Origin of the sequence: Amycolatopsis tucumanensis (assembly GCF_021654135.1) — a bacterium.
Lineage (GTDB): Bacteria > Actinomycetota > Actinomycetes > Mycobacteriales > Pseudonocardiaceae > Amycolatopsis_E > Amycolatopsis_E tucumanensis.
Genome location: NZ_JAKGSD010000045.1, coordinates 1 through 23,401, shown reverse-complemented (window position 1 = coordinate 23,401; position 23,401 = coordinate 1). Strand labels below are relative to the sequence as shown.

Genomic DNA, 23,401 nt, shown 5'->3' with positions numbered 1-23,401 from the left:
CCCGTTTCCGGGTACCCCGCCAGCCCGAGCACCGGGCCAATCGAGCACCCCGCCAACCGAGCAGCCCGCCACTCGCCAACTCGACCCCGCCAACCCGAGCACCCCGCCCCAGCCCGAGCACCCCGCCCCAACCCGAGCTACCCCCGCAAAAGAACCCCTCACCTCGCCGCCGGGCACCCATTCGCCTCGCGGGGCTCGTTTTCGCTGTACAGCTTGCCCACCAGGTATGCGCACGTGGGCACGCCGTCCGGGCCGTCGAGCCGGGAGATGTTCGCGATCGTCAGGATCGCCAGGCTCCGGTCGTTCGCGATCCGGGACCTCGCGAAACTGATCTCCCCGGTCGCGCCCTGGAAGGTCATCTCGCGGAACTGCTGCGCCACCGCCGCCCGGTTCGGGGCCACCGCAACGGAAGCGCCCGAAGCGCCGGAAGCCCCCGCGCCGCCCCCGAGGAGCGGCAACCGCCGGGCCGCGTCCAGGAAGAACCCGGCCGCGTCGTAGAGGCCGCCCACCCGCTCCCCGGCCCACGGCGTCGTCGGCGCCTCCTCCGGGGGCAGCTTCCGCAAGTCCCGCAACAGATCGGCGTAGCCGGCGCAGAACGCGTCCAGCGCGGGCCCGCCACCGGGCAGCGCCCCGGGCCGTCCGTCCACGCACGCCTGCCCGCCGAGCACCACCGGGCTGCCCATCCCGACGTAGGAGACGGGAATCCCGTTCAGCTCGCTGCGATTCCGGTCCGGCGCGTGCGCCACGAACCGAGACACCGCGTCGTCGGCGACGATTCGCGGCAGTTTCCGCGGCTCGGCACAATTGCTCCGCACCGTGCGCAGGAAATCACCGAACTCGGTCTCCCGCCCCGCGTAGAACACGATTTCGCTGCTCCGATCGGCCGAATCCCGGCACAGCGACGGCAACGACCCGACACTCGTGGTCCAGCCCTGGCTCGCCACCTCGATCCCGGCCAACCGCTGCCGCACCACCTCGACCAGCGTGCTCACATAGCTGTTCCCCGGATCCAGCGGCGGGTGGTAGATCGTCACCTTCGGCGCACCCACGTACCGCGCGTACCCGGCCAGCAACTCGGCCTGCTGGGTGTTGTCCGGCACCAGCTGGAAGTACAGCGGCGACCGCTCCGCCAGCCCCACCGCCGTCAACGTCGTGCCCAGCGCCGAAATCCCGTGGGCACCCAGCTCCGCGATCGCCTGCTCGGTCTGCGCGACGCTCCGGTCGAACCCGAGCACCCCGAGGATCCGCGGATCGCCCTCGATCAACGGGACCAGCATGTCCCGGGTCACCACGTCCGCGGCCGACATCCCGGTCCCGCCGTTGGCCACGACCACCCGCAGCAGCGGCTTCACGCTCGACGACGGGTCGTTCTGCTCACGCTGCCGGATCACCACGCCTTCCAGTTCCTCGGCGACGGCGTGGGCGGTCGCCGGCGAGTGCTCGTTGTTCGTCAGCCCCGCCAGGTACACCAGGCTCACGTACGCGCGTCCCGGGTTGGCGCGGTGCAGCTCCTCGGCCTTCGCGTTCTCCGCGAACACCAGCAACTGCGCCTGCCGCAGACGTTCGTTCTCCCCGAAGACCTGGCGCGCGTTGTCGCTGTAGCCGACGCACTGCGCGTCCACGACCTTCGTGGCCACGCCCGAGGACAACCCCGCCCGGAAGAACGAGCAGTGCGCGCCCCAGTACTCGTTCACCTGCACCGCGGTCGGCGCGAGGCTCACCACCAACAGCGCCGCCACAGCCAGTTCGAGCACCCCGCGACGCGCGATCCACGGCGGCGTGACCGGCCCGGCCTGCCGGTCCTCCCACACGCCGGCGTCCTCCGGGGTGATCGTCACCGACGGCTTGGGCAGGTCGATGAACAGGTACCGCGCGTCGCCGGCCAGCATCTGCCGCCGGCCCGGCAGCCGGTGCTTCCACGTCGACCACGCCCGGGTGGCGCGGGCGGCCGGCTCGGCCCCCGCGACCGACTCCGCGGCCGGCGGCGGGCGTTCGTCGCTCGCGGTGATGATCAGCAGCGGGTCCAGGTCGCCCGTTTCGTTGCGCACCTCGTTGATCAGCCGGAGCAGTTCCCAGCCGCCGTTGGCCTCGGTGACGTTGTCGAGCAGCACGGTCACGTACGCCGTGCGCCGCCAGCCCCGCCGCCGCGGCAGGAACCGCAGCTTCCGTCGGCGGTACGCCTCGCGCAGATCCTGCAGGAACGCGTGCACGAGCAGTTTCTTGAGCTGCTCGGGGTTCTCCGATCCGAGCCGGTCCCGGGTCAGGCGCTCGGCGAACCCGAGGAAGTCCGCCGAGTGGCGCGGGACCATGAACGGCTGGCGCATGAACCAGCGGCTCTCCCGGCCAAGCCCGGGCACGCGGTGACGGCCCCACCGGAACCCGAAGTACCGCAGGATCCACCACAGCACGCTCAGCGCGACCTTGCTCCACCCACCGGCCGGCACGTGGTCGACCGCCGCGTCCGCGCCACCCGGCCCGCGCTGCCCGGTCCAGTCGCGCAGCAGCCGCACGATCGGCCGGTCGCCCTTGCCCTCCGCGCGTGGCAGGGAGCGCTCGGTCAGCCAGGTCGCGAGCCGGTAGTGGTCGAAGTGCTTGAGGTGACCGCGGCCGAACGCGTCCGCGCCGAGGCGGTCGTGCAGCTCCTCCAGCAGCGGCAGGACCGCCGGGTTGCGCACCGCGTTCGCGTCGAGGTAGGCGTGCGGGACCTGCCGGAGTTCGACGTCCAGCTGAGCGCCCAGCCGCGGCAGGAACTTCGCCGAGCCCGGCTTGCGCAGCAGGCAGACCAGGGGGAGCGGCACGTCGCCGCGGATGCGCAGCTCCGGGTCCCGCCTGCTCAGACCCGGGCGCCGGTACAGCGTCCTGACGAGGTCGACCAGGGCATGGGCGCCCTCGAACACGGGGTTCTCCGGTGTCTGCCGCACATGATCTAGACGTACGCAGGGTCACCGGCGTTCCCGATCGAGTAGTCGCTGAGCCGGATTACCCCGGATCGCCTAGAGTCGGAGGCCGTGAGTACCGCCTTGTTATGGTTTCGGCGCGATTTGCGGCTCGCCGATCTGCCCGCGCTGGTGAGCGCGAGCGCACGCGCCTCACGGGTGCTCGCGCTGTACGTGCTCGACGACGCGCTGTTGAAACCGGCGGGCAAGCCACGGCAGGCGTTCCTGTACGGGTGCCTGGAGGCGCTGGCGGAGAGCCTGGACGGGCGGTTGATGGTGGTGCGCGGCGACCCGGTCCGCGAGGTGCCCCGGGTGGCGCGGTCGATCGGTGCGGAAAGCGTGCACGTCAGCACCGACACGGCGCCGTACGGGAGCCGCCGCGACCGGGCGGTGGCCGACGCGCTGGGGGAGATCGAGTGGGTGGAGTGCGGTTCGGCCTACGCGGTCACCCCGGGGCGCATCACGAAACCCGACGGCGAGCCCTACCGGGTCTTCAGCGCGTTCTACCGCGCCTGGTGCCGGCACGGCCGGCGTGCCCCCGCCCCCGGCTCCACAGTGGACTGGATCGAACCGGAGAAACCCTTCCGCCTCCCCGAGAAACCCGACCTCGGCTCGATGACCCTGCCGCGACCGGGTGAAGCCGCCGCGCACGAGGTGTGGGAGAAGTTCCTCGACGGCGGCTTGGACGGCTACGCGACCGACCGCGACCGCCCGGACCGGCCGGCCACCACGCGCCTCTCGCCGTACCTGCGCTGGGGCTGCATCCACCCGCGCACCGTCCTGGCAGACCTCGACACGCGGCACGGCAAGGACGCCGAATCGCTGCGCAGCGAACTGGCCTGGCGCGAGTTCTACGCCGACGTGCTCCACCACCGCCCGGAAACCGCGCGCGAGAACTACGACGAGCGCTTCGACAAACTGGCGTACGACACCGACCAGGAGTCCTTCGACCGCTGGCGCGACGGCCGCACCGGGTACCCGATCGTCGACGCGGGGATGCGGCAGCTGCTCGCCGAGGGCTGGATGCACAACCGCGTCCGGATGATCGTCGCGAGCTTCCTGGTCAAGGACCTGCACCAGCCGTGGTGGCTGGGCGCCCGGCACTTCATGAACCACCTCGTGGACGGCGACCTGGCGTCCAACCAGCTGAACTGGCAGTGGGTCGCGGGCACCGGCACCGACCCGGCGCCGTTCTTCCGCGTCTTCAACCCCACCAGACAGGGCGAGAAGTTCGACCCGGACGGCGCCTACGTGCGCAAGTACGTCCCGGAGCTGCGTGAGATCCCCGGCAAGGCCGTGCACCAGCCGTGGAAGCTGCCGCACCCGCCGAAGGACTACCCGGCCCCGATGGTCGACCACGCGCAGGAACGCAAGGTCGCGCTGGACCGCTTCAACGCCATCACCTAGCCGGCTCGGCGCGTGCCGCGAGGACGGCCGCGGCGAGCAGGACCAGGAGCAGGACGATCGCCAGGAAGACCTGCCCGTGCAACCCGAGCACGAACAGCGTCCGGTCGGCGAACTCCGGGTCGTATGTGGCGGTGCCGGGGAAGGCGAGCGCGCCGACCATGCCGAGCCAGGGCGTGGCCAGGACGGCGGCGGCGCACCACAACCCGCCGCGCGTGTTCCGGCGCGCGAGCACCAAGCCGATGACGCCGAGCAGCACCGTCATGACCAGGTACTGGGCGTCGTGGAACTTGGCGTGCGGTGGCCAGGCCGGGTTGAACGCGTGTTGCGCCGCCAAGCCGGGGATGACCAGGTCGGCGAGCACGGCGCTGACCGTGGTGACCACACCGACCACGGCGATCAGGACGCGGGGGAGGGTCATCGGGCCGGCTCCCAGACGTAGGCGGGCGTGATGGAGCGCCCGAAGAGCGCCGCCGGCAGCCGCGGCAGAGCCACGTCACGCACCGCCGCCAGCGGAGCCGCCCAGTGCGCGGGCGCGCCGGCTTGCAGGGAACGGCGCACGATCATCCGCGTGCGCGGCCGCCGGATCCGGTCGTACTCGGCCAGTCCCGCGCCGACACCCCGACTGTCCACTGTGGTCGCGAGGGTGACCGCGTCTTCGAGCGCCTGGCACGCGCCCTGCCCGAGGTTGGGGGTCATGGCGTGCGCGGCGTCGCCGAGGAGCGCGACCCGGCCGCGGACGAACGTGGGCAGTTCCGGCAGCTCGTGCGTGTCGTGCTGCAGGACTGCGTCGGCCGAAACCGAGTCCAGCAGCGCGGGAACCGGCGCGTGCCAGTGCGCGAACCGGTCGCGCAGCGCGGCCAGGCCGGTGCGGGAGCCGGCCTCGGCGTTCGCCATCAGGTAGCAGTAGACGCGGCCGTCGGGCATCGGCACGTGCCCGAACCGCTCGCCGCGGCCCCAGATCTCCACGCTCCCGTCCACCGGGTGCGGCGGGGCGATGAACCGCCAGGTGGTGTACCCGACGTAGCGCGGCCCGGGGTGGTCCGGCCAGAGCGACCGCCGCGTCACGCTGCGCACGCCATCGGCGCCCACCACCACATCCGCGGTCGAGGTTCCTCCACTGTGGACTACTGAACCGTCGGCGCGCACGGTGTGCACCTCGGCGCCGGGCCGCAGTGCGTCGGCCGGCAGGGCCGCGACGAGCAGGTCGACCAGCGCGGCGCGGTGCACGACAACCCACGGCCCGAACCGGCGCCGCAGGTCGCCGACGTCGTTGCGGACCAGCCAGTTCCCGTCCGCGCGGCGGATGCCCGCGGGCGGGTCCGCCAGTCCGCCGGCGCGCACCGCGTCGCCGAGCCCGATCTCGTCCAGCGCGCGGAGACCGTTGGGCTGGATCGACAGTCCCGCGCCGATCTCCGAGAACTCGGGCGCCCGTTCCAGCACCTCGACCTGCCAGCCGCGCCGGTGGAAGGCGACGGCCGCGGCCAGCCCGCCGATGCCGCCGCCCACGATGGTCGCCTTCACCGCCCGGACTCCGCCCGCCGCAGGTGCACGGTCCTGGACCTGCGCCACCACACGGCCGTCGTCAGCAGCACGAACGCGACCGCCGCCCACCACCAGTTCATCGGTTCTCCTTATCGCTTCTAAGTTGGCTTAGAGGTATTAAGTGAACATAGATGCTCTAGGATGTCAACGGAGTGACGAGAGGGGTGACGATGCCCGCAGGCACGAGCAGTAGGCGGGAGAAGCTGCGCCGGTCCACGCTGGCGGAGATCCACGCGGCGGCACGCGCGCTGCTGGTCGAGCAGGGGTCGTCCGCGGTGACGATCAACGCGGTCGCCCGGAAGGTGGGCATGAGCGGCCCGGCGCTGTACCACTACTACGCCGGTCACGAGGAGCTGGTCAGTGCGGTGACCGCCGACTTCTTCCGTGAGCTGACCACGGCCATGGAGGAGGCCAGGGACGCCCGCGCGGACGCCCCGGCCGGCGAGCGGATCCTCGCGGCCTGCCGGGCCATGCGGGCCTGGGCGATCGCGCACCCGGCCGAGTTCGGGTGGATCTTCGCCAGCCCGATCCCGCCGTCCGACCGGGAGTCGCCGCGCCACCAGGCCGGGCAGCGGTTCGAGCAGGTGCTGCTGGACCTGGTGGCCGAGCAGTGGCGGACCCGGCCGTTCCCGGTGCCCGACCTGGCCGAGCTGCCCGCGTCACTGCGCGAGCAGCTGACCGCCTACTCGGCCGCCATCGACGGACAGCTGCCGCCCGCGGCCGCGCACGTCTTCCTGTCCTGCTGGATCCGGCTGTACGGCCTGCTGTGCATGGAAGTGCTGCACCAGCTCGACTTCGCCTTCTCCGACCTGGAGCCGGTGTTCGAGGACTGCCTGCGCGACCTCGCCACGATCCTCAATTTGGAGTTCGGCGCCTAGGGTGTTTTGGACGTGACCTGCCTGACGGCCCACCGCAAGCGGCTCCGCCGCTCATGAAACAGAACCTACATCCGCAGCGCCGTGCGCAACCGCACGCGGCTGCCGGTGTGCAGCACCGCGTTGCGGTACACCCGGCCGCTCACCCAGGTCAGCAGCGCGCCGAACACGACGGTCAGCGCCAGTGCCGCCGCCACCTCCCACGACGCGGCCACCCCGGCGGCGATCCGGCCCGGCATCAGGATCGGCGAGAACACCGGGATCAGCGACAGCACCTGGGCGCCCGTGGAATCCGGGTCCTGGATCAGCACGTTGAACCCGGCCACGAACCCGACCATCAGCGTCATGCTCACGGGCGTCACCACGGACGCGGTGTCCTCCTGCCGCGACACCAGCGAGCCGGCCGCGGCGTAGACCGTCGCGTACAGGAAGAAGCCCAGCAGGTACCACAGCAGCCCCCAGGCGACCGTGCCGATCGCGACCCCGCCCAGCGTCACGGCACCGCTCCCGACGGCCATCGCGAGCCCGGCCACCGCCAGGATCAGCAGCTGCACCAGGCCGACCAGCCCGAGCCCGATCACCTTGCCCAGCATCAGCTGCCACGGCCGCAGCGTCGACAGCAGGATCTCGACAACCCGGCTGGCCTTCTCCTCGACCACGCCCTGCGCGACCATGCCACCGTAGGCCTGGATGCCGAAGAACATCAGGAACACGATCACCAGCCCGATCGCGAGCCGCTGGCCGCTGTCGGCGTCGCGGGGCTCCAGCTCGGTCAGCCGGACCTGCGCCTGCCCCACCTCGCGCATCACCTGCGCCGGATCGAGGTCGGCCTCCAGCAGCTTCGCGTTCAGCACCTGCTGCTGCGCGATCCCGTTCAGCAACGCCCGCAGCTGCTGGTCCAGCTCCGCCTTCACCACCACGCGCAGATCGGCCGCGCTGCCGGACACCAGCGCGTCCAGGTCGCCGTCGCGCACCTGTTGCTCGCCCTGCTCCGGGTTCGCCACCGGCACCGTCTCGACGTGCGCGCCTGCCGCCTCGGCCGCCTCCCGCAGCTGCTCCGCGACGGCCGTGGCCTGCCCGGTCAGCCCGACCTTCGACGTGTCCGCGCCCTTGATCAGCGTCGCCTGCAGCAGCAGGTACCCGCCGATCACCAGCAGGATCACCAAGGTCCCGACCACGAACGACCGCGTGCGCAGGCGGGTGTTCAGCTCCCGCCGCGCGACCAGGACGACACCCTTGATGGGTGAGACCGTCATTCCCCGCTCCCCGTGACCACGTTCCGGAACAGCTCGGCCAGGCTCGGCCGCCGCCACCGGAATTCTCGCACCACGCCCGTCGCGAGCGCGGCCGCCAGCACCCGCTGGTCGTCCACCCCGGGATCCAGCTCCAGCACGGTCCGCCCCGGCTCGTCGGCCACCACCCGCACCCCGGCCAGCTGCCCGGCCCAGCCGCACGGCGCGTCCGGCGCGGACACGACCAGCAGCGCCGCGGAAGTCAGCTCCGCCACCGTCCCGCACGCCACCACCCGTCCCTTTTGGATGATCCCGACGCGGTCGCACAGCCGCTCGACCAGATCCAGCTGGTGACTGGAGAACACCACCGGCACCCCGGTCGCCGCCTTCTCGCGCAGCACCTCGCTCATCACGTCGACCGCAATCGGGTCCAGCCCGGAGAACGGCTCGTCCAGCACCAGCACCGCCGGGTCGTGCACGAGCGCGGCCGCCAGCTGCACCCGCTGCTGGTTGCCGAGGCTGAGCTTCTGCACCTCGTCCCGGCGCCGCTCACGCAACCCGAGCCGCTCGATCCAGCCCTCCGCCGCCTGGTGCGCCCGCGTGTTGTCCAGCCCGTGCAGCTCAGCGAGGTACACGAGCTGGTCGAGCACCCGCATCTTCGGGTACAGGCCCCGTTCCTCCGGCATGTACCCGATGCGCGTCCGGGTGGCGTGCGTGACCGGCTCCCCGCCGAACCGCACCGCGCCGCTGTCCGCCGCGAGCACGCCCAGCACGATGCGCATCGTCGTGGTCTTGCCGGCGCCGTTGCTGCCGACGAACCCGAACAGCTCACCCGGTGCGACCTCGAAGGAGATCCCGTCGAGGGCAACCACCGATCCGTAGCGTTTGGACAACCGGTCAATTTTCAGTGCCGGTGCGGGCATCTCTGGGGTCACAGCGGCCGCAGGGCCGCGTTGAGGTGGTGGGCCAGTTCGCCGAGCAGCGCCTCGGCCGCGACGTCCGCGGTGGCCGGCCGCAGCGACAGCACGAACGACTGGACCACGAGCAGGACCGACCGCGCCTGCACGGCCGTGGCCGCGCGCCGGATCGAGCCGTCCCGGTGCCCGGCCTCCAGCAGCGCGACGATGAACTTCTCGCCGAGCCGCTGGGTGCCGCCGAGCCGTTCCAGGACGTAGGGCACCACCAGCGCGGTGTCGACGTCGAGGACCGTGCGCATGAGCGGATCTGCGTTGAGCAGCCGCACCGCGGTCACCGAACTGCGCACCAGGCGCGCGCGGGCGGTCGGGGCGTCGGCCCCGCTCACCGTCGCCTGGTGCAGCAGCGCGCCGAACTCGCGGGTCATCAGCGCGGACAGCACGCTGCGCACGTCCGGGAACCGCCGGTAGAGCGTCATCCGGCTGACCTTCGCCGTGCGCGCGATCTCGGCCAGCGTGGTGCGCCGCAGCCCGGAGGCGAGGACGCACCGGCGCGCCGCGTCGAGCAGGACGTCGTCGGACACGCGTGCCGCCGTGGGACGTCCGCGGGCGTTCGCGAGCGCGCTGGAGGGCCGGGCCTCGCCGATCACAGCGCGACTCTCATCGTCCATCTGTCGCACTGCAGCCCGTTGCCGCCATTGTTGACCACCATGCCTCGTGGTTCGTTGCCCCCACCGGTACCGAGGGTATCGGGAAATCCGGTGTGAGGCGCGGTGCCTTTTGTAGGCGGGCGATATTAGACGATCGCGGACGAGGTCACCGCCGTGACCCGAACGGGTTCACCAGTTACCAGTAAGCGCTCTGACCTCGATGTCCCCGTTCGCGGCGTCACGGGGTGATCAGGTAGACGACGCCGCCGGGGCCGCTCGCGACGGAGCCGTCCTCGGTGTGCCGCTTGGTGCGCTGCCAGATGTTCTCGAACTGGGCCCGCGGGTAGATCGTGCGCACGTTCGCGTTGCTGTTCGCGGCCGGGTCGTTGGCGATGACGTCGCCGTCCGCCGTGAACCCGACGACGACCATGATGTGCCCCGCGGTGCCGTAACCCGCGCCGTCCAGTTCGTCGGCCCGGAACGACTGGGACGTGATCACCGGGATGCCCCGGGCGATGTAGTCCTCCAGCTCGGTCAGCGAGTGCAGGCGCGTGACGTGCCCGCGCAGGCCGAAGGTCGCCGCGTACGCGGTGTTGAACGGCCAGTTGCCGGTGCCCTCGTAGGAGTGGTCGTAGGTGTGCCGGGCCGCGTAGTCGACCGTCCGGTCCGGGTAGTCGGCCGGGATCCAGGTCATGTCCTCCTCGCGCGGCCGCCTGCCCCAGTACTCGACGACCATCTCGGTGGAGGTCGGGCTGCACCAGCTCTCCCCGCCGCCGCCGTACTCCGGGAAGTGTCCCTTGTGGATGTTCTGCGCGTACGCCGGGACCGGCAGCTCGATGCCGGAGGCCTTGCCCGGCCGGGAAACCGGCACCTCGAACCGGTCCGGCACGTTGGACGTCATCGCGCCGACCGCGCCCACCGTGGCCGAGGCGCGCGTGCCCGGCGCGCGGTAGAGCGAGACCCGCAGCCGGTACGAGCGCAGCAGCACGCCGGGCTTCATCACGAGCGTGTCGACCGAGACCTGCGCGTGCGCGTCGTCCTGGCCGTCCACACTCGTCCGCTTGATGTCACCGTCGCCCGCGGCCCACCGGCCCATCACGTACCACGCGGTCTCCGCGCCCGTCGCGGTGCGCGCCTGCGCCTCGACCTGGATCCAGGTGCCCGGCGGCGTCTGCGCGTTCCACGACGCGATCAGCTCGGTCGCGTCGAACCCGGGCGCGTGGAACGGCGAGGTCCACTGTGCCCGCTCGTAGTCCCGGCCCTCGTACGGCTCGGTGCCTGCGGGCGCGAACGGGCCTGCCGGCGTCCACTCGTGGTAGTCGACGGCCTCGTCGGCCCGGCCGGGGGCAGCGGACGCGGGTTGCACGGTCACCGTCGCCATCATGGCGGCGGCCAGCACGGCGAGCAGGGCGCGGGTCATCCGGGAATTCTCCCCGCCGCCGCCGGTGGTGTAAACCAGTCAAAGGACTGATTGCGACTGCGTCACCTTCGCGACGAGCTTCCCGGCGTCGTCGTGCAGCTCGGTCTCCACCACGATCACCTTGCGGCCCGCGTGCAGCGGGCGGGCGGTCGCGGTCACGTGCCCCTCACGCACCCCGCGCAGGAAGTTCGTCTTCGACTCGATGGTCGAGGTGCCCTGCGCGCCTTCGGGCAGGTTGAGGAACGCGCACACCGCGCCGGTCGAGTCGGCCAGCGCCATCAGGGCGCCGCCGTGCAGCACGCCGCCGATCGTGCAGAGGGTGGCGTCCCAGGCGAGCCGCGCCTGCACGACGTCCTTCGAGTGCTCCAGGACCTCGATGCCGAGCCGCTCGGAGAACGGCATCGACTGGTGGAACAACGCCGTCCCGGCCTCGTCGAGCTGAGTCATGATCCGTTCCTACCGCAAGGGGTGGACCAGCAACAACTCCGTGTTGTGGTCGGCCGCCGCGCCGGTGCGGGCCGGGTCGGCGTGCAGGTCGTTGAACGCCAGCTCCCGGTACAGCGACGCCAGCGCGGCCGGCGAGGTGTCGCCGTAGTCGGCCGAGTACGGCGCCTGCGCCTCGATCAGGGTGGTGAACAGCGACAACGTGCCGTCGGCGTTGTCCGCCACCTCGATCACCCGCGCGTGCTGCGGGAAGTCGACGTGGGACGCGGTGTTGATCTCCCAGAACCCCTGCGCGGGGGTCGCGCCCGGCCGCGGCGTGATGCGGTTTTCGTGCGTGTGCCCGTTGACCCACGCGAGCACGTTCGGGAACCGGTGCAGGAGCGCGACGAACGCGTCCCCGGTCAGGCGCGGCTCCAGCGGGTGGCGGGCGTCGGGCAGGACGTTGCCCATAGTGTCCGAGGTGTGGTGGCTGAACAGGATGAACAGCTCGTCGGTGACCGGCCGGGTGACGCGGTTGCCCCAGAAGTCGTAGTGGACCGAGCTGCCGCGCTTGAGCGTCCGCTCGACCCACAGGTACTGCCCGAGCCCGATCGAACCGTCCGCGAACCCGGCGAGCGTGGTGGTGTCCAGGCTGATGCCGGTGATGCCCGGGGCGATGCGGAACGTGTAGTAGACGTCCAGGCCGTCGGCGTTGCTGCCGGTGAAGCCGTGGCCTTGCGGACCGGGCCCGGTGTTGGCGGGATCGAGGTGCGCCTGCACGAACTCGGCGGTGGTGAACGGCCGTCGCCGCTCGTCCGGCGTGATCTCGCGGATCGTGCCGCTGCCGCCGAACAGCTCGGTGACCGGCACGCTCGCCCCCGGCGTCCGGATGGCCCGCGCCAGCTTCTCCGCGGTCCCGGAGTCCTTGCCGATCACCTTGTAGCGGCCGGTGTACCAGTGCGCCATCCCCGGCAGGTCGGGCAGGCTGCCGACGATGCTGTCGTCGTGGTTGCCGAACGTGCAGTACCAGGGCACGTCGAGTCCCGCCGAGGTGAACGTGCGCGTGCCTGCGGTCAGGATGCCGGGCAGCACCGGGAACGCCGACCAGTCGCCGTCCAGGCGGCGGTCCGGGTTCCAGTACAGCGGGTCGCCGGAGGCCTGCACGCCCTCGTAGGCGCCCGGGTCGCCGGAGTTCGGGGTGACCTCGCCGCCGCCCAGCACGCCCAGGAACCAGCCGAGTTCGAGGTGCTCGTGGTTGTCCGTGTTGTCGCCGGTGGTCATCACGAAGTCCAGCGGCCGCCCGGTGAACGGCCCCTGCCGCAGGCTGTTCACCCGGTCCACGAGCGCGGCCGTGGCCACCGAACCCAGTGTCTCCTGTGGACGGTGGGCGGACCCGATCAGCGGGTGCAGGTACTCGAACCGCGCCGGCGATTCGGAGTCGGTGATGTGCAGGTCGGTGAACTGGACGAACGCGGTGAGCGCCGTGCGCCGATCGTCCCGGCCCGCCTTGCCCGCCGCCAGGTCCTCGCGCACCACCAGCGGCCAGCCCGGCCCGCCGGTCAGTCGCGTGTACGCCGCGGCGCCGTCCAGCGGGGTGGCCACGCTCTCCAGCGTGGTGCCGGCCGTGCCGACCGCGCGCCGGCTGCTTTCCCGCAGCGCCCGGTCGATCGCCTGCGCCGACGGTGCGCCGACGACGATCCCGAGCCCGGCCGCACCGGTCGCCGCCAGCACGTGCCGCCTGCTGATTCCCATGCATCCCCCAGATGTGCGAAGGCCACCCGCATCGAAGCAGACGCGGGTGGCCTCCCGGTGAACGTCAGAAGTGCGTCACGTCCAGCTTGCCCTGCGAGTGGAAGGCCCGCAGCCGCTTCTTGTCGAACTTGCCGACGCTGGTCTTGGGCACCTCGTCGATGAACGTCCAGTGCTCCGGCAGCTGCCACTTCGCGACCTTGTCGGACAGGAACTCACGCAGCTCCTCGGCGGTCACGCTCTGGCCCTCCCGGACCACGACCGCGACCAGCGGCCGCTCGTCCCACTTCTCGTCCGGCACGCCGACCACCGCGGCCTCGGCGACCGCCGGGTGGCTCATCACCGTGTTCTCCAGGTCGACCGAGGAGATCCACTCGCCGCCGGACTTGATGACGTCCTTCGCGCGGTCGGTCAGGGTCAGGTAGCCGTCCGGGCTGATCTTGCCCACGTCACCGGTGCGCAGCCAGCCGTCGTGGAACTTCTCCGGGTCCGCGCCGCCGTGGTAGGCGCCGGCGATCCACGGCCCGGCGACCTCCAGCTCGCCCACGCTCTCGTTGTCCCACGGCTGCTCGTTGCCGTTGTCGTCGATGAGCCGCGCGCGCACCGACGCGGGGAAGCGGCCCTGCGTGTACCGGTACTTCCAGGCCTCCTCGCCGGTCGCGCCCGCGGGCGGCCGGGCCACGCTGCCCAGCGGGGACGTCTCGGTCATGCCCCACGCGTGCAGGATCGGCACGCCGTAGCGCTCCTCGAAGGTGTGCATCAGCGCGGGCGGGCACGCCGACCCGCCGACGACCACCTCACGCAGGTGCGAGATGTCCTGCGGCTGGGCCTCCAGCTGCTGCAGCAGGCCCTGCCAGATCGTCGGGACCGCGCCGGCGAACGTCGGCTTCTCCGAGGCGAGGATCTGCGCGAGCGGACCCGGCTGCAGGAACCGGTCCGGCATGACCAGCGAGGCGCCGACCATGAACGCCGCGTACGGCAGGCCCCACGACATCGCGTGGAACATCGGCACGATGACCAGCGCGTTGTCGGCGGGCGAGAGCTGCATGCTGTCGGTCATGCAGACCTGCATCGAGTGCAGCCAGATCGAGCGGTGCGAGTAGACGACGCCCTTCGGGTCACCGGTCGTGCCCGACGTGTAGCACATCGCGGCCGCGGAGCGCTCGTCGATCTCCGGCCAGTCGAAGGTGTCCGGCTGTGCGGCCAGCAGTGCGTCGTAGGAGTGCACCTCGACGCCGTCCGGGGCCTGCAGCGTCGCCGGGTCGCCGTTGGCCACGATCACGTGCCGGACGGTCTTCAGCTCCGGCAGCTGCTTGGCCAGCAGCGGGACGAGCGAGCCGTCCACGATCACGACGTGGTCCTCGGCGTGGTTCGCGACGAAGGTCAGCTGCTCGGGGAACAGCCGGATGTTGAGGGTGTGCAGCACGGCGCCCATCGCGGGGATCGCGAAGTAGGCCGCCAGGTGCTCGGCGTTGTTCCACATGAACGTGCCGACCCGCTGATCGCCGGTTACACCCAGACTACGGAGCGCATTCGCCAGTCGCGCAGCGTTACGACCCAGATCCGCGTACGACTCGCGGCGGGGCCCCTGGTCGGTCCAGGTCGTCACCTGACTGGTGGCATGCACCCGGCTTCCGTGTTGCAGCAGGTTGGCAAGGGAAAGCTGTCCGTCCTGCATCGTGCTCAGCATGGGCACTCCCGCGCGGTGAAGTTCGGCGTTGAACGTGTTGCGGTCACTCTAAGTGGAAGACACCGCCTGTTGCCAGGACTGATCGCCCCCGCCCCGACCGGGGGTTTCCTCGCGTGTCGGTGTCGCGGCATCAGCCCAGGTGGCGTTTACTGGGCGCGTGGACCAGACGGCCTGGCCAGCGCTTGCACGAGCAAGCACCTCGCTGGGTGCCAGCCGTCGCCGCGAGAGCGGATATCCGACACACGGAAGGACTACTACGTTGGCTCTGCCCACGTTGACCCCGGAGCAGCGTGCGGAGGCCCTGGCCAAGGCGGCCGAGGCCCGGAAGGCTCGCTCCGAGCTGCTCGCGTCGATCAAGTCCGGTCAGCAGTCGATCGACACGGTGCTGTCGAAGGCCAAGGACGACAAGACGATCGGCAAGACCAAGGTCACCCAGCTGCTGAAGGCGGTTCCCGGGCTCGGCGCCGTCAAGGTCGCCGCGCTGCTGGAGAAGGCCGGGATCGACCCGGACCGGCGGGCCGGCGGACTCGGCGAGCGCCAGCGCGCGGCGCTGATCGACGCCCTCAAGTAACCGTTTCCGCAGGTCGGCGGCGAAGTGTTGCGCCCGTGACACTTCCGCTCGCCGCTGCCTGAGCGGGAGCACAATGGGGGTGTGGATGCCAGGGAGACGCTCGAGGAGTACACGCCAGGCGACTTCTACTTCGCCACCTCACGGCACACGATCTTCGGGTCCGGCTCCCGGCTGACCTTCACCGGCACCGATGTGCCGGCACTCGGTGACGCGGTCCCGGCCGCTCTGGCCGGGACCCCGGGGTCGCTCGCGGTCGGTGTCCTGCCCTTCGACACCACCGCGACGCCCGGGCACCTCGTCGTGCCCGAGGCGGTCCAGGTGGCCGCCCCGGCGCACCCCGCGGCCGCTGACCTGCCGCGGATGACCGTCGACGGTCCGGACGTCGTCCGGGCCGTGCCCGAACCGGTCGACCACGCGGAGGCGGTCGCCCGCGCCGTCCGGGCCCTGTCCGATCGCGGTATGCGCAAGGTCGTGCTCGCGCGCGCCCTCGACCTGGAGTTCTCCGGCGAGGTGCCGGTCAAGGCCGTGCTGCACAACCTGGTCAAGGACAACCCGCACGGCTACACGTTCGCCGCGGCCCTGCCCGGCGGGCGGTCCCTCATCGGCGCGACGCCGGAGCTGCTGCTGTCCCGCAGCGGCCGGCGCGTCGTGTCGCACCCGCACGCCGGGTCCGCGCCGCGCTCGGCCGACCCGGCCACCGACCGGGAGAACGCCGAACGGCTGGCGGCCTCGCGCAAGGACCACGTCGAGCACGCGGTCCTGACCGAGGCGATCGTCGAGACGCTGCGGCCGTTCTGCCGCGACCTGCACGTGCCGCGGACCCCGTCGCTCGTGTCGACGCCCACGATGTGGCACCTGAGCACCATGGTGACGGGCGAGCTGACCGACCCGGACGTGACGGCGCTGCACCTGGCCGGCGCGCTGCACCCGACGCCCGCCATCTGCGGCTCGCCCACCGAGGACGCGCGGCAGCTGGTCGGCGAGCTGGAGCCGTTCGACCGCGGGTACTACGCCGGAACCGTCGGTTGGATGGACGCCAACGGCGACGGCGAGTGGGCGGTGTCGATCCGCTGCGCCGAGGTGTCCTCGTCGCGGCTGCGGCTGTACGCCGGCGGGGGCATCGTGCCCGCGTCCGACCCGAAGGCCGAGCTGGACGAGACGTCCGCGAAGTTCCAGACGCTGCTGCGCGCTATGGGGTTGGAGCTGTAGGGCTCCACCAGCGCTCGGTGACCTTCAACTCGTCGTCGCTCAGCACGGCGATCGCCGCCCGGTAGCCCTCGCCCGGGTCCAGGTCGGCCAGCCGGGCGCGCGCCGGGTCCAATGCCGGGTCGGTCGAGGAGAGCAGCCGGGGCGGTTCGTCCGGACCGGCCAGCGTGATGCTCTGCAGCGGGATCCGCAGCCCGCGCCCGGTGGCCTTCATCAGCGCCTCCTTGCCGGTCCAGTACCGGAAGAACGCGGCCACCCGCTCGGCGCCGGTCAGGCCGTCCAGCGCGGCGACCTCCGTCTCGTTCAGCGCGTAGGCGATCAGCGAGTCCTCGGCGCGGCGGGTGGCCGTCTCGACGTCCAGGCCCACCGGAACGCCGCTGGTCACGGCCACCCCGATCCGCTCGCCGGAGTGCGAGATGGACAGGTCGAACCCGGCGCCTGGCACCCGCGGCCTGCCGTGGGGCTTGCCGCAGTCGTCGCAGGTCGCGTCGAAGGACACCTCGTGGGGCGCGCGACCGAGCAGCTCGGCGGCGACCGTCTTGGCCAGCACCCGCCCGGTGAGGAACCGCCGCTGGTCGATCTCCTTGCGGTAGCCGGCGTGCCGTCCGCGCTCCACGTCGTCCAGCAGGTCGAGGTACCCGGGCTCGTTCGGCAGCGGCACCGCCCACCACACCGCACACTCGATCACGCCCCCAAACCTACGCGGTGCGCGAACACGGGCGCGAACAGCGGATGATCCTCCTACGTTGGCCGTCATGAACCTGGTTCACGTCAACGGGGCAGACCTGGCCTACGACGAGGCCGGCGCGGGCTCGCCGGTGGTCTTTGTGCACGCCGGAGCGGCCGACCGGCGCATGTGGGCCGCCCAGTTCGACGGGCTCGCCGACACCCACCGGGTGATCCGCTACGACCAGCGCGGCTTCGGCGACTCCAGCGACGCCGTCGGCGACCACTGCCACTACGAGGACCTCCTCGGGCTGATGGACGCGCTCGGCGTCGGCCGGGCGGCCCTGGTCGGCTGCTCGATGGGTGGGTCGTACGCGCTGGAGGCCGCGCTCGCGGCGCCCGACCGGGTCAGCGGGCTGGTGCTGATCTGCTCGGGGCTGTCCGGCCGTGAGTGGCCGGAGTCGATGCGCGCCCGCGCCGCGCGCGAGGTGCACAGCGCGGTGCCGGCCGAGCGGCTGCGCGCCTACGCGGCGCGGACCCGGGCGCCCGACCCGGCCGACGTCGAGGCGATGGCGCTGGCCCAGGCGCGGTTCCTGGTGCCGGAACCGTCCGAACTCGTCCTCGACATGCTCCGCGGCGTCTTCCAGCGGACCTGGAGCGGGCCGCAGCGGACCGAACGCCATTTGGAACCGGGCCCGGCCGGCCGGCTGGCCGAGGTGGTGGCGCCCACGCTGGTGGTCAACGGCCTCCTCGACGTGCCGGAGATCCAGGAGGTGTCCGGCCTGCTCAGCGCGGGTATCGCCGGAGCTCGGCGGCTCGACCTGCCGGACACCGGTCACCTCCCGCCGGTCGAACGGCCGGACCGGGTCACGGCCGCGCTGCGTGGGTTCCTCGCCGAACGCCATTCCGGGAACGAGCCGCGTGCGCTAGCCTGACAGGTAAGCAAGCGCTTAGTAGGAGGGCCGACGATGGACTTCAGCTTGAGCACCGAAGAGCGGGAAGTGCGCGACTGGGTGCGCACGTTCGTGCAGCGTGAGCTGATGCCGCTCGAACAGGAGGTGCTGCGCCGCGAACGCCGCGGCGAACCCGGCCTCACCTCGGACGAGCTGACCGCGCTGCAGCTCAAGGCGAAGGAGTCCGGCTTCTGGGGCGTGCAGACCCCGGAGGAGTACGGCGGCATGGGCCTGTCGGCCGTGATGACCGCGCTGCTGGAGGCCGAACTCGGCCGCACCTTCGTGCCCTTCCGCTTCGGCGGCGCGGCGGACAACATCCTGTTCCACGCCAACGAGGAGCAGAAGGAGCGCTACCTGCTCCCGACGATCTCCGGCGAGCGCAAGTCGTGCTTCGCGATCACCGAGCCGGGCGCCGGCTCCGACGCGAAGAACATCCGCACCTCGGCCCGCAAGGACGGCGCGGACTGGATCATCAACGGCGAGAAGACGTTCATCACCGGCGGCAACGAGGCCGACTTCGTGATGGTGTTCGCCGTGACCGACCCGGAGAAGGGGGCGGGCGGCGGCGTCACCTGCTTCCTCGTCGACCGCGACATGGGCTGGAAGTCCGAGCCGATCGACACCATGGGCGAGTGGGGCCCGGCGTCGCTGGTGTTCGACAACGTGCGCGTCCCGGAGAGCCAGATCCTCGGCGAGGAGGGCCAGGGCTTCGCGCTGGCGATGCAGTGGATCGGCCGCGGCCGCTACCTGCTGCCGGCTCGCGCGATCGGGTCCTGCGAGCGGCTGATTTCGATGGCGATCGAGCACGCCAACACGCGTGAGACGTTCGGGGCGCCGATCGCGACCCGGCAGGCCATCCAGTGGATGATCGCGGACTCCGGTGTGGAGCTGGAAGCGCTGCGCTGGCTGGTGCTGCACGCGGCCTGGCAGGTCGATTCCGGAATGGACTCCCGCCACGCGCAGTCGATCGCGAAGCTGTACGGCGGCATCAAGGCCAACGAGATCGTCGACCGCGTGCTGCAGATCCACGGTGGCATGGGTTACACGCGGGAGCTGCCGATCGAGCGGTGGTACCGCGAGCTGCGCCTGCTGCGCATCTACGAGGGCACGGACGAGATCCAGCGCCGCACCATCGCCCGGAACCTGTTGAAGGGGCACGTCAAGGTCGGCGGCGCGCTGGGTTGAGAACAACCCTCAGGGCCGCCCCCGGAAAGTTCCGGAGGCGGCCCCGAGGGATCTGACAACTGACTCAGGATTCGTTGGCGGCGTCCCGCAGTGCGCGCGGCGCCCCGGCCAGGTCCTCCTCGTTGCAGAGGAGCTTCAGGTCGTAGTACGGCGCGCCTTCGCGGTCGTCGTAGTCGAGGTGGATGGAGACCACATCCACCGGCTCGCCCAGCCACTCCTGTGCCGACCTGAGCCAGTGCGCACAGCGCTCGAGCGCGGTGGGCAGGTCGTCGTCACGGAACTGGACGGGGCGGTAGGGCACATCGTGTACATGATCCTGAGGGTGGGACGGTGCAGGGAGGCCCAGTGCGAGACCCTGCTCATCCAATTCCAGTTGGATCGTTCGCTCAGTCACCCTTCGAGGGTCCCTCAGCCCGGCCGAGTCGGCAAGACCCCAGCTAGGGCCGTATGCGCCACACCTCAGCGGCGACCTCGCGTGCCCGTTCGGCGCCGTCGCCGCCGAGGAGCGCCGGGCTTCCCAGCATGCGCAGCGCGAGCTGGGCATATCGGGCGGCGAGGCGGTCCAGCGGCAGTGGACCCCGTGGTGAGTACCAGCGGGCGACGCCGGTGCACATCTCCAGCAGGGCGAGCCTGGTCACGGCCGGTTCGGGGGCGTCGAACACGCCCGCCGAGACACCCTTGTCGATGGTGTCCGCCCAGATGGCCTCGTACTGGTCCCGCAGCGCCACGATCCGCCGCCGCGGGGCCCGGGACAGGGCGCTGACCTCGTTGTCCACCACGCGGGTCTCGTCCGGCTGGGCGGCGTGGGCCATGACGTGCAGCGTGACCAGGGCGGACAGCGCGTCGGCCGGGTCGTCGACGGTGTCCAGGGCCCGGCGCGCGGCCAGCAGGAGCCGGTCGAGGCACTCCCGCATGATGTCGACGAGCAGGTCCTCCTTGGTGCCCATGTAGTGGTAGAGGCTCGCGCTGGAGATCTTGGCGGCCTGGGCCAGGTCGCGGATGCCGGTGCCGTGGAACCCCTTGGCGGCGAACAGCTTGACCGCGGCGCGGCGGACGCGCTGCTCGGTGGTCAGAGCCATGTGCCCGCCACCCGGTCGTAGGTCGGGGTGTCGAGGGCGGCGAGCTTGCCCTTCGCGATGCGTTCCGACGGGGTGCGCGGCAGGTCCGCGGTGAGCGACCAGTAGCGCGGGACCTTGAAGTAGGCCAGCTGGGACGCGCAGTGTTCGGCCAGCTCGTCCGGGGTGGTGTCCTTCGCAGGCACGATGAAGGCTTTGACTTCTTCCCCGCGCAGGTCGTCGGGCACCGCGATGACGGCCGCCAGCGCGACGGCGGGGTGCAGCAGGAGCGCGCGCTCGACCTCGTCGGCCGAGATGTTCTCGCCGCTGCGGCGGATCATGTCCTTCGTGCGGCCCACGTAGTGGACCCGGCCCTCGGCGTCCATTGTGGCCAGGTCGCCGGTGTGGAACCAGCCGCCGCGGAAGGCGCGGGCGGTCGCCTCGGGGTCGTCGTGGTAGCCGTGCATGAGGCCGACGCCGCGGATGAGCAGCTCCCCGGTCCGGCCGCGGGGCACCGGCTTGCCGTCGTCGTCGGCGATCACCACCTCGCGCTCCCGGATGGGGCGGCCGATGCTGCCGCTGCCCGGCCGGTGGTCCTCGGGGCGGTCGCGGATGTCGCCGCCCGTTTCGGTCATGCCGAACGCCTCGTACCAGGGCACGCCCCACCTGGCTTCGAGTTCGGCGTGCCGGTCGCGGGGGATGGCCGAGGCCATGACCGAGCGGACGCGGTGGTTCTTGTCGTCCGGGTGCTCCGGCTGGCGCAGCAGGAGCGTCGGCATCAGGCCGAGGCAGTAGAACCAGGTGACGCCGTGTTCGCGGACCTTCGCCCAGAAGGTGCTGGGGTGGAAGCGGTCGAGCACGACGAGCGTCGCGCCCGCGGCGAGGCCGGCCGCGACGTTCCACTGTGGATCAATGTAGTGGAACGGCTGGGCGGTGAGGATCGTGTCGTCGTCGGTGAGGTGGGGGAAGTCGTCGACGAGGCTGCGGGCGAGGGTGGTCCAGTAGCGGTGCGGCAGGACGCAGCCCTTGGGGGCGCCGGTGGTGCCGGAGGTGTACTGGATGTTGGTGGGCGCCTCGGCGGCCGGGTGGTGTTCGGGCGGCGTGCCGGCGGGCAGGTCGTCCGGGGTGCGGGTGGTGATGCCGATGCGGGTGAGCAGGTCGGTGAACTCCGGCGCGGCGATGGCGAGGCGGGCGCCGGAGTGGCGGATGACGTGGGCGCCGTCGAGTTCGCGGTAGTTGGTGTTGACGGGGACGAGGACGGCGCCGCGTTTGGCGAGGGCGAGCCAGAGCAGGGGGAAGGCGGGCTCGTTGCGGAGCATGACGGCGACGCGGTCGCCGGGGTTGACGCCGAGCGCGGCGAGGCTGCCGGCGAGGCGGTCGGTTTCGCGGTCGATGTCGGCGAAGGTGAAGCGGGTGCCCGTCTCGTCGAAGAGCCACGCGGTTTTGTCCGGCCAGTTCCGCGCGGCGCGTTTCGTGAGGGCGACCAGGTCGTCGGGGATCATGCGCGGCTGCCGAGTGCGTTGCCGGGCAGGTGCTCGGTGATCAGGGCGTGGCTGACCTCGAGTTCGAGGGCCTGTTCGAGGGCGCTGTCGATGCCCGCGTCGAGGGCGCGCTTGGCGAGGGTGGTGGCCGGGTGGGCGGGGATGCGGCGGGCCCAGTCGCGCGCCGTCTCGTGCACGTCCGGCACGACGGCGTTGACGAGGCCGAGCTCGTGGGCGGTGCGGGCGTCGACGCGCTCGCCGAGGAGGAGGAGCTCTTTCGCCTTGAGGGGCCCGACGATGAGGGGCAGGAGGCGGGACGCGGCGCCGGTGACGCTGAGGCCGAGGCTCGCCTCGGGGAACGCGAAGACGGCGTCCTCGGCGGCGAGCACGAGGTCACAGCCGAGCGCGAACTCCGCCCCGGCGCCGATGGCGTACCCATGCACGGCGGCGATGACCGGCTGCGGGATGGTGCGCAGCCGGCGGGTGACTTCCTGAAGGCGCTCGATGCGTGTACGGGAGTCGCCCTGGGGGTTTTCCTTCAGGTCGTGGCCCGCGCAGAAGGCCCGCCCCCGCCCGCCGAGCACGACGGCTTTGGTGCCGGTCGTCCGGTCCAGCGCGGTGAGCAGGTCGTCGACAAGTTCGGGCGCGACGGCGTTCAGGCGGTCCGGCCGGTTGAGCCAGATGTGCGCGACGCCTTCGTCGATCTCGAGGTCCACCGAGGTCATGGGAGGAGCTTAGGCGATCGATCGATCGATCGGCTATGGGTGCGGTGGGTGGCTTTGCTCTTCGGGCCTCGGCGACTGGTGATGCGGGATGCGTCCCTCCGCTGTGGGCGTGGTGGGAGGGCTGTGCTGTTCGTCCCTCGGCTGTGGGTGTGGTGGGAGGGCCTTGCTCTCCGTCCCTCGGCTACTGGTGGGGGGATGGCTTTGCTGTCCGGGTCTTCCGCTGCTTTGGCTGGCGGGGCTGCTTGGCTTCGTTGTCCGCGGGCGTGCGCGCTGCCCGGCGGTGGTGCTCGGTGGTGCCGTTCGGCGGGTCTTCCGCCGCCTGGTCCTGCTTCGGCCGCAGGTGGTCCCGCTCCTTCGCCCGGTCCTGCTTCCGCCGACGGTGGTCCCGCTTGTTTCGCTGCCGACCGGGCCTCTTCACGCTTCAGCTCTGCCGCGAGCAGGGCTTGCGCTTGGCCCGCTCCTGCCTGGGCCTCCGTCTTCGGTCGGGCCTGGTTTCCACCGGGCTTCGCCCTCTTTGGCTGCACTTGCGCCTGAACCCTCGAGCGGCGTTCAGCGGCCGGCCCGCACCACCACCTGGCCCCTGCACGACTGTGCCTCTCGTGGCGTCACGAGAGTGCCGCTCGTGCGATCGCGGCCGCTCCTGCCGCCTCACGCTCTGCCCTGGCCCTAGATGAGTAAGTCCTAACCCTGGGTGGTGTGTGGAGATGGGTGAAGGGTGTTC

General features: G+C 71.6%; 21 protein-coding genes. 6 read left to right on the top strand and 15 right to left on the bottom strand.

Going from position 1 to position 23,401, the window contains the following annotated elements:
- Positions 1–158: 158 nt before the first annotated feature.
- Entirely contained in the window at positions 159–2,897 is a 2,739-nt protein-coding gene (locus L2C96_RS32775) for a type 1 periplasmic-binding domain-containing protein (RefSeq protein WP_237338962.1), read from the bottom strand.
- A 111-nt stretch (positions 2,898–3,008) separates the two neighbouring features.
- Here L2C96_RS32775 and L2C96_RS32770 point away from each other — a divergent pair, with 111 nt between their 5' ends.
- Positions 3,009–4,343, top strand: coding sequence for a cryptochrome/photolyase family protein (locus L2C96_RS32770; protein WP_308191199.1), 1,335 nt, complete (start codon positions 3,009–3,011; stop codon positions 4,341–4,343).
- Here the strand turns inward: L2C96_RS32770 and L2C96_RS32765 are convergent.
- Both L2C96_RS32765 and L2C96_RS32760 read right to left on the bottom strand, forming a co-directional pair.
- The gene (locus L2C96_RS32765; RefSeq protein ID WP_237338961.1) at positions 4,336–4,761 is read right to left on the bottom strand and encodes a DUF6640 family protein; all 426 of its coding nucleotides are present in this window, start codon (positions 4,759–4,761) and stop codon (positions 4,336–4,338) included. The two genes, L2C96_RS32770 and L2C96_RS32765, sit on opposite strands and share 8 nt — an antisense overlap.
- A complete protein-coding gene (locus L2C96_RS32760) occupies positions 4,758–5,864 on the bottom strand; it encodes an FAD-dependent monooxygenase (RefSeq protein ID WP_237338960.1) in 1,107 nt (368 codons plus the stop codon). Before L2C96_RS32760 ends, L2C96_RS32765 begins: the two co-directional genes overlap by 4 nt.
- Before the next feature lie 191 nt (positions 5,865–6,055).
- Between L2C96_RS32760 and L2C96_RS32755 the strand changes: the two genes are divergently transcribed.
- Positions 6,056–6,763, top strand: a complete 708-nt coding sequence (locus L2C96_RS32755) for a TetR/AcrR family transcriptional regulator (RefSeq protein ID WP_237338959.1) — start codon at positions 6,056–6,058, stop codon at positions 6,761–6,763.
- Positions 6,764–6,828: 65 nt separating this feature from the next.
- Here the strand turns inward: L2C96_RS32755 and L2C96_RS32750 are convergent, their stop codons facing one another.
- The 7 genes from L2C96_RS32750 to L2C96_RS32720 form a co-directional block, all read right to left on the bottom strand.
- A complete protein-coding gene (locus L2C96_RS32750) occupies positions 6,829–8,016 on the bottom strand; it encodes an ABC transporter permease (protein ID WP_020416847.1) in 1,188 nt (395 codons plus the stop codon).
- Entirely contained in the window at positions 8,013–8,915 is a 903-nt protein-coding gene (locus L2C96_RS32745; protein ID WP_237338958.1) for an ABC transporter ATP-binding protein, read from the bottom strand. Before L2C96_RS32745 ends, L2C96_RS32750 begins: the two co-directional genes overlap by 4 nt.
- Positions 8,916–8,923: 8 nt before the next feature.
- Positions 8,924–9,577, bottom strand: a complete 654-nt coding sequence (locus L2C96_RS32740) for a TetR/AcrR family transcriptional regulator (RefSeq protein WP_027935681.1) — start codon at positions 9,575–9,577, stop codon at positions 8,924–8,926.
- 217 nt (positions 9,578–9,794) lie between these two features.
- The gene (locus L2C96_RS32735; protein ID WP_237338957.1) at positions 9,795–10,976 is read right to left on the bottom strand and encodes a C39 family peptidase; all 1,182 of its coding nucleotides are present in this window, start codon (positions 10,974–10,976) and stop codon (positions 9,795–9,797) included.
- Between the two features lie 39 nt (positions 10,977–11,015).
- Complete coding sequence (locus L2C96_RS32730) at positions 11,016–11,423, bottom strand: PaaI family thioesterase (RefSeq protein ID WP_237338956.1); 408 nt, start codon at positions 11,421–11,423, stop codon at positions 11,016–11,018.
- Between the two features lie 9 nt (positions 11,424–11,432).
- Positions 11,433–13,151 carry a TIGR03767 family metallophosphoesterase gene (locus tag L2C96_RS32725; protein WP_237338955.1) on the bottom strand — a complete coding sequence of 573 codons (1,719 nt, stop codon included), beginning with the start codon at positions 13,149–13,151 and terminating at the stop codon, positions 11,433–11,435.
- Between the two features lie 64 nt (positions 13,152–13,215).
- The gene (locus tag L2C96_RS32720; RefSeq protein WP_237338954.1) at positions 13,216–14,838 is read right to left on the bottom strand and encodes a long-chain fatty acid--CoA ligase; all 1,623 of its coding nucleotides are present in this window, start codon (positions 14,836–14,838) and stop codon (positions 13,216–13,218) included.
- A gap of 259 nt (positions 14,839–15,097) precedes the next feature.
- Between L2C96_RS32720 and mihF the strand changes: the two genes are divergently transcribed.
- On the top strand, positions 15,098–15,409 hold the full coding sequence (gene mihF, locus L2C96_RS32715) for an integration host factor, actinobacterial type (protein ID WP_026153534.1): 312 nt from the start codon (positions 15,098–15,100) through the stop codon (positions 15,407–15,409).
- Between the two features lie 81 nt (positions 15,410–15,490).
- The gene (locus tag L2C96_RS32710; RefSeq protein WP_020416840.1) at positions 15,491–16,618 is read left to right on the top strand and encodes an isochorismate synthase; all 1,128 of its coding nucleotides are present in this window, start codon (positions 15,491–15,493) and stop codon (positions 16,616–16,618) included.
- On the opposite strand, the gene L2C96_RS32705 is transcribed toward L2C96_RS32710, so the two are convergent.
- A complete protein-coding gene (locus L2C96_RS32705) occupies positions 16,599–17,303 on the bottom strand; it encodes a 4'-phosphopantetheinyl transferase family protein (protein ID WP_020416839.1) in 705 nt (234 codons plus the stop codon). The genes L2C96_RS32710 and L2C96_RS32705 overlap by 20 nt on opposite strands.
- 67 nt (positions 17,304–17,370) lie before the next feature.
- On the opposite strand from L2C96_RS32705, the gene L2C96_RS32700 reads away from it, so the two are divergent.
- Entirely contained in the window at positions 17,371–18,216 is an 846-nt protein-coding gene (locus L2C96_RS32700; protein ID WP_020416838.1) for an alpha/beta fold hydrolase, read from the top strand.
- Positions 18,217–18,249: 33 nt separating this feature from the next.
- Positions 18,250–19,419: an acyl-CoA dehydrogenase family protein gene (locus L2C96_RS32695; protein WP_020416837.1), complete on the top strand. Its 1,170-nt coding sequence runs from the start codon at positions 18,250–18,252 to the stop codon at positions 19,417–19,419.
- Between the two features lie 64 nt (positions 19,420–19,483).
- On the opposite strand, the gene L2C96_RS32690 is transcribed toward L2C96_RS32695, so the two are convergent.
- Genes L2C96_RS32690 through L2C96_RS32675 form a run of 4 tightly spaced genes read right to left on the bottom strand, consistent with a single transcriptional unit; the run spans position 19,484 to position 22,680 of the window.
- On the bottom strand, positions 19,484–19,813 hold the full coding sequence (locus L2C96_RS32690) for a hypothetical protein (protein WP_026153533.1): 330 nt from the start codon (positions 19,811–19,813) through the stop codon (positions 19,484–19,486).
- Between the two features lie 43 nt (positions 19,814–19,856).
- Positions 19,857–20,498, bottom strand: coding sequence for a TetR/AcrR family transcriptional regulator (locus L2C96_RS32685; RefSeq protein ID WP_020416836.1), 642 nt, complete (start codon positions 20,496–20,498; stop codon positions 19,857–19,859).
- Complete coding sequence (locus L2C96_RS32680; protein ID WP_020416835.1) at positions 20,489–21,976, bottom strand: AMP-binding protein; 1,488 nt, start codon at positions 21,974–21,976, stop codon at positions 20,489–20,491. Before L2C96_RS32680 ends, L2C96_RS32685 begins: the two co-directional genes overlap by 10 nt.
- The gene (locus L2C96_RS32675; RefSeq protein WP_020416834.1) at positions 21,973–22,680 is read right to left on the bottom strand and encodes an enoyl-CoA hydratase/isomerase family protein; all 708 of its coding nucleotides are present in this window, start codon (positions 22,678–22,680) and stop codon (positions 21,973–21,975) included. The genes L2C96_RS32680 and L2C96_RS32675 overlap by 4 nt, the downstream gene beginning before the upstream one ends.
- Positions 22,681–23,401: the final 721 nt, after the last annotated feature.

What these genes read in the sequence shown, in the direction of transcription:
- L2C96_RS32685 (WP_020416836.1), bottom strand. Translation starts at nt 20,498, where the DNA reads ATGGCTCTGACCACCGAGCAGCGCGTCCGCCGCGCCGCGGTCAAGCTG.
- L2C96_RS32765 (WP_237338961.1), bottom strand. Translation starts at nt 4,761, where the DNA reads ATGACCCTCCCCCGCGTCCTGATCGCCGTGGTCGGTGTGGTCACCACG.
- L2C96_RS32725 (WP_237338955.1), bottom strand. Translation starts at nt 13,151, where the DNA reads ATGGGAATCAGCAGGCGGCACGTGCTGGCGGCGACCGGTGCGGCCGGG.
- L2C96_RS32720 (WP_237338954.1), bottom strand. Translation starts at nt 14,838, where the DNA reads ATGCTGAGCACGATGCAGGACGGACAGCTTTCCCTTGCCAACCTGCTG.
- L2C96_RS32730 (WP_237338956.1), bottom strand. Translation starts at nt 11,423, where the DNA reads ATGACTCAGCTCGACGAGGCCGGGACGGCGTTGTTCCACCAGTCGATG.
- L2C96_RS32745 (WP_237338958.1), bottom strand. Translation starts at nt 8,915, where the DNA reads ATGCCCGCACCGGCACTGAAAATTGACCGGTTGTCCAAACGCTACGGA.
- L2C96_RS32680 (WP_020416835.1), bottom strand. Translation starts at nt 21,976, where the DNA reads ATGATCCCCGACGACCTGGTCGCCCTCACGAAACGCGCCGCGCGGAAC.
- L2C96_RS32750 (WP_020416847.1), bottom strand. Translation starts at nt 8,016, where the DNA reads ATGACGGTCTCACCCATCAAGGGTGTCGTCCTGGTCGCGCGGCGGGAG.
- L2C96_RS32700 (WP_020416838.1), top strand. Translation starts at nt 17,371, where the DNA reads ATGAACCTGGTTCACGTCAACGGGGCAGACCTGGCCTACGACGAGGCC.
- L2C96_RS32735 (WP_237338957.1), bottom strand. Translation starts at nt 10,976, where the DNA reads ATGACCCGCGCCCTGCTCGCCGTGCTGGCCGCCGCCATGATGGCGACG.
- L2C96_RS32675 (WP_020416834.1), bottom strand. Translation starts at nt 22,680, where the DNA reads ATGACCTCGGTGGACCTCGAGATCGACGAAGGCGTCGCGCACATCTGG.
- L2C96_RS32695 (WP_020416837.1), top strand. Translation starts at nt 18,250, where the DNA reads ATGGACTTCAGCTTGAGCACCGAAGAGCGGGAAGTGCGCGACTGGGTG.
- L2C96_RS32740 (WP_027935681.1), bottom strand. Translation starts at nt 9,577, where the DNA reads ATGGACGATGAGAGTCGCGCTGTGATCGGCGAGGCCCGGCCCTCCAGC.
- L2C96_RS32755 (WP_237338959.1), top strand. Translation starts at nt 6,056, where the DNA reads ATGCCCGCAGGCACGAGCAGTAGGCGGGAGAAGCTGCGCCGGTCCACG.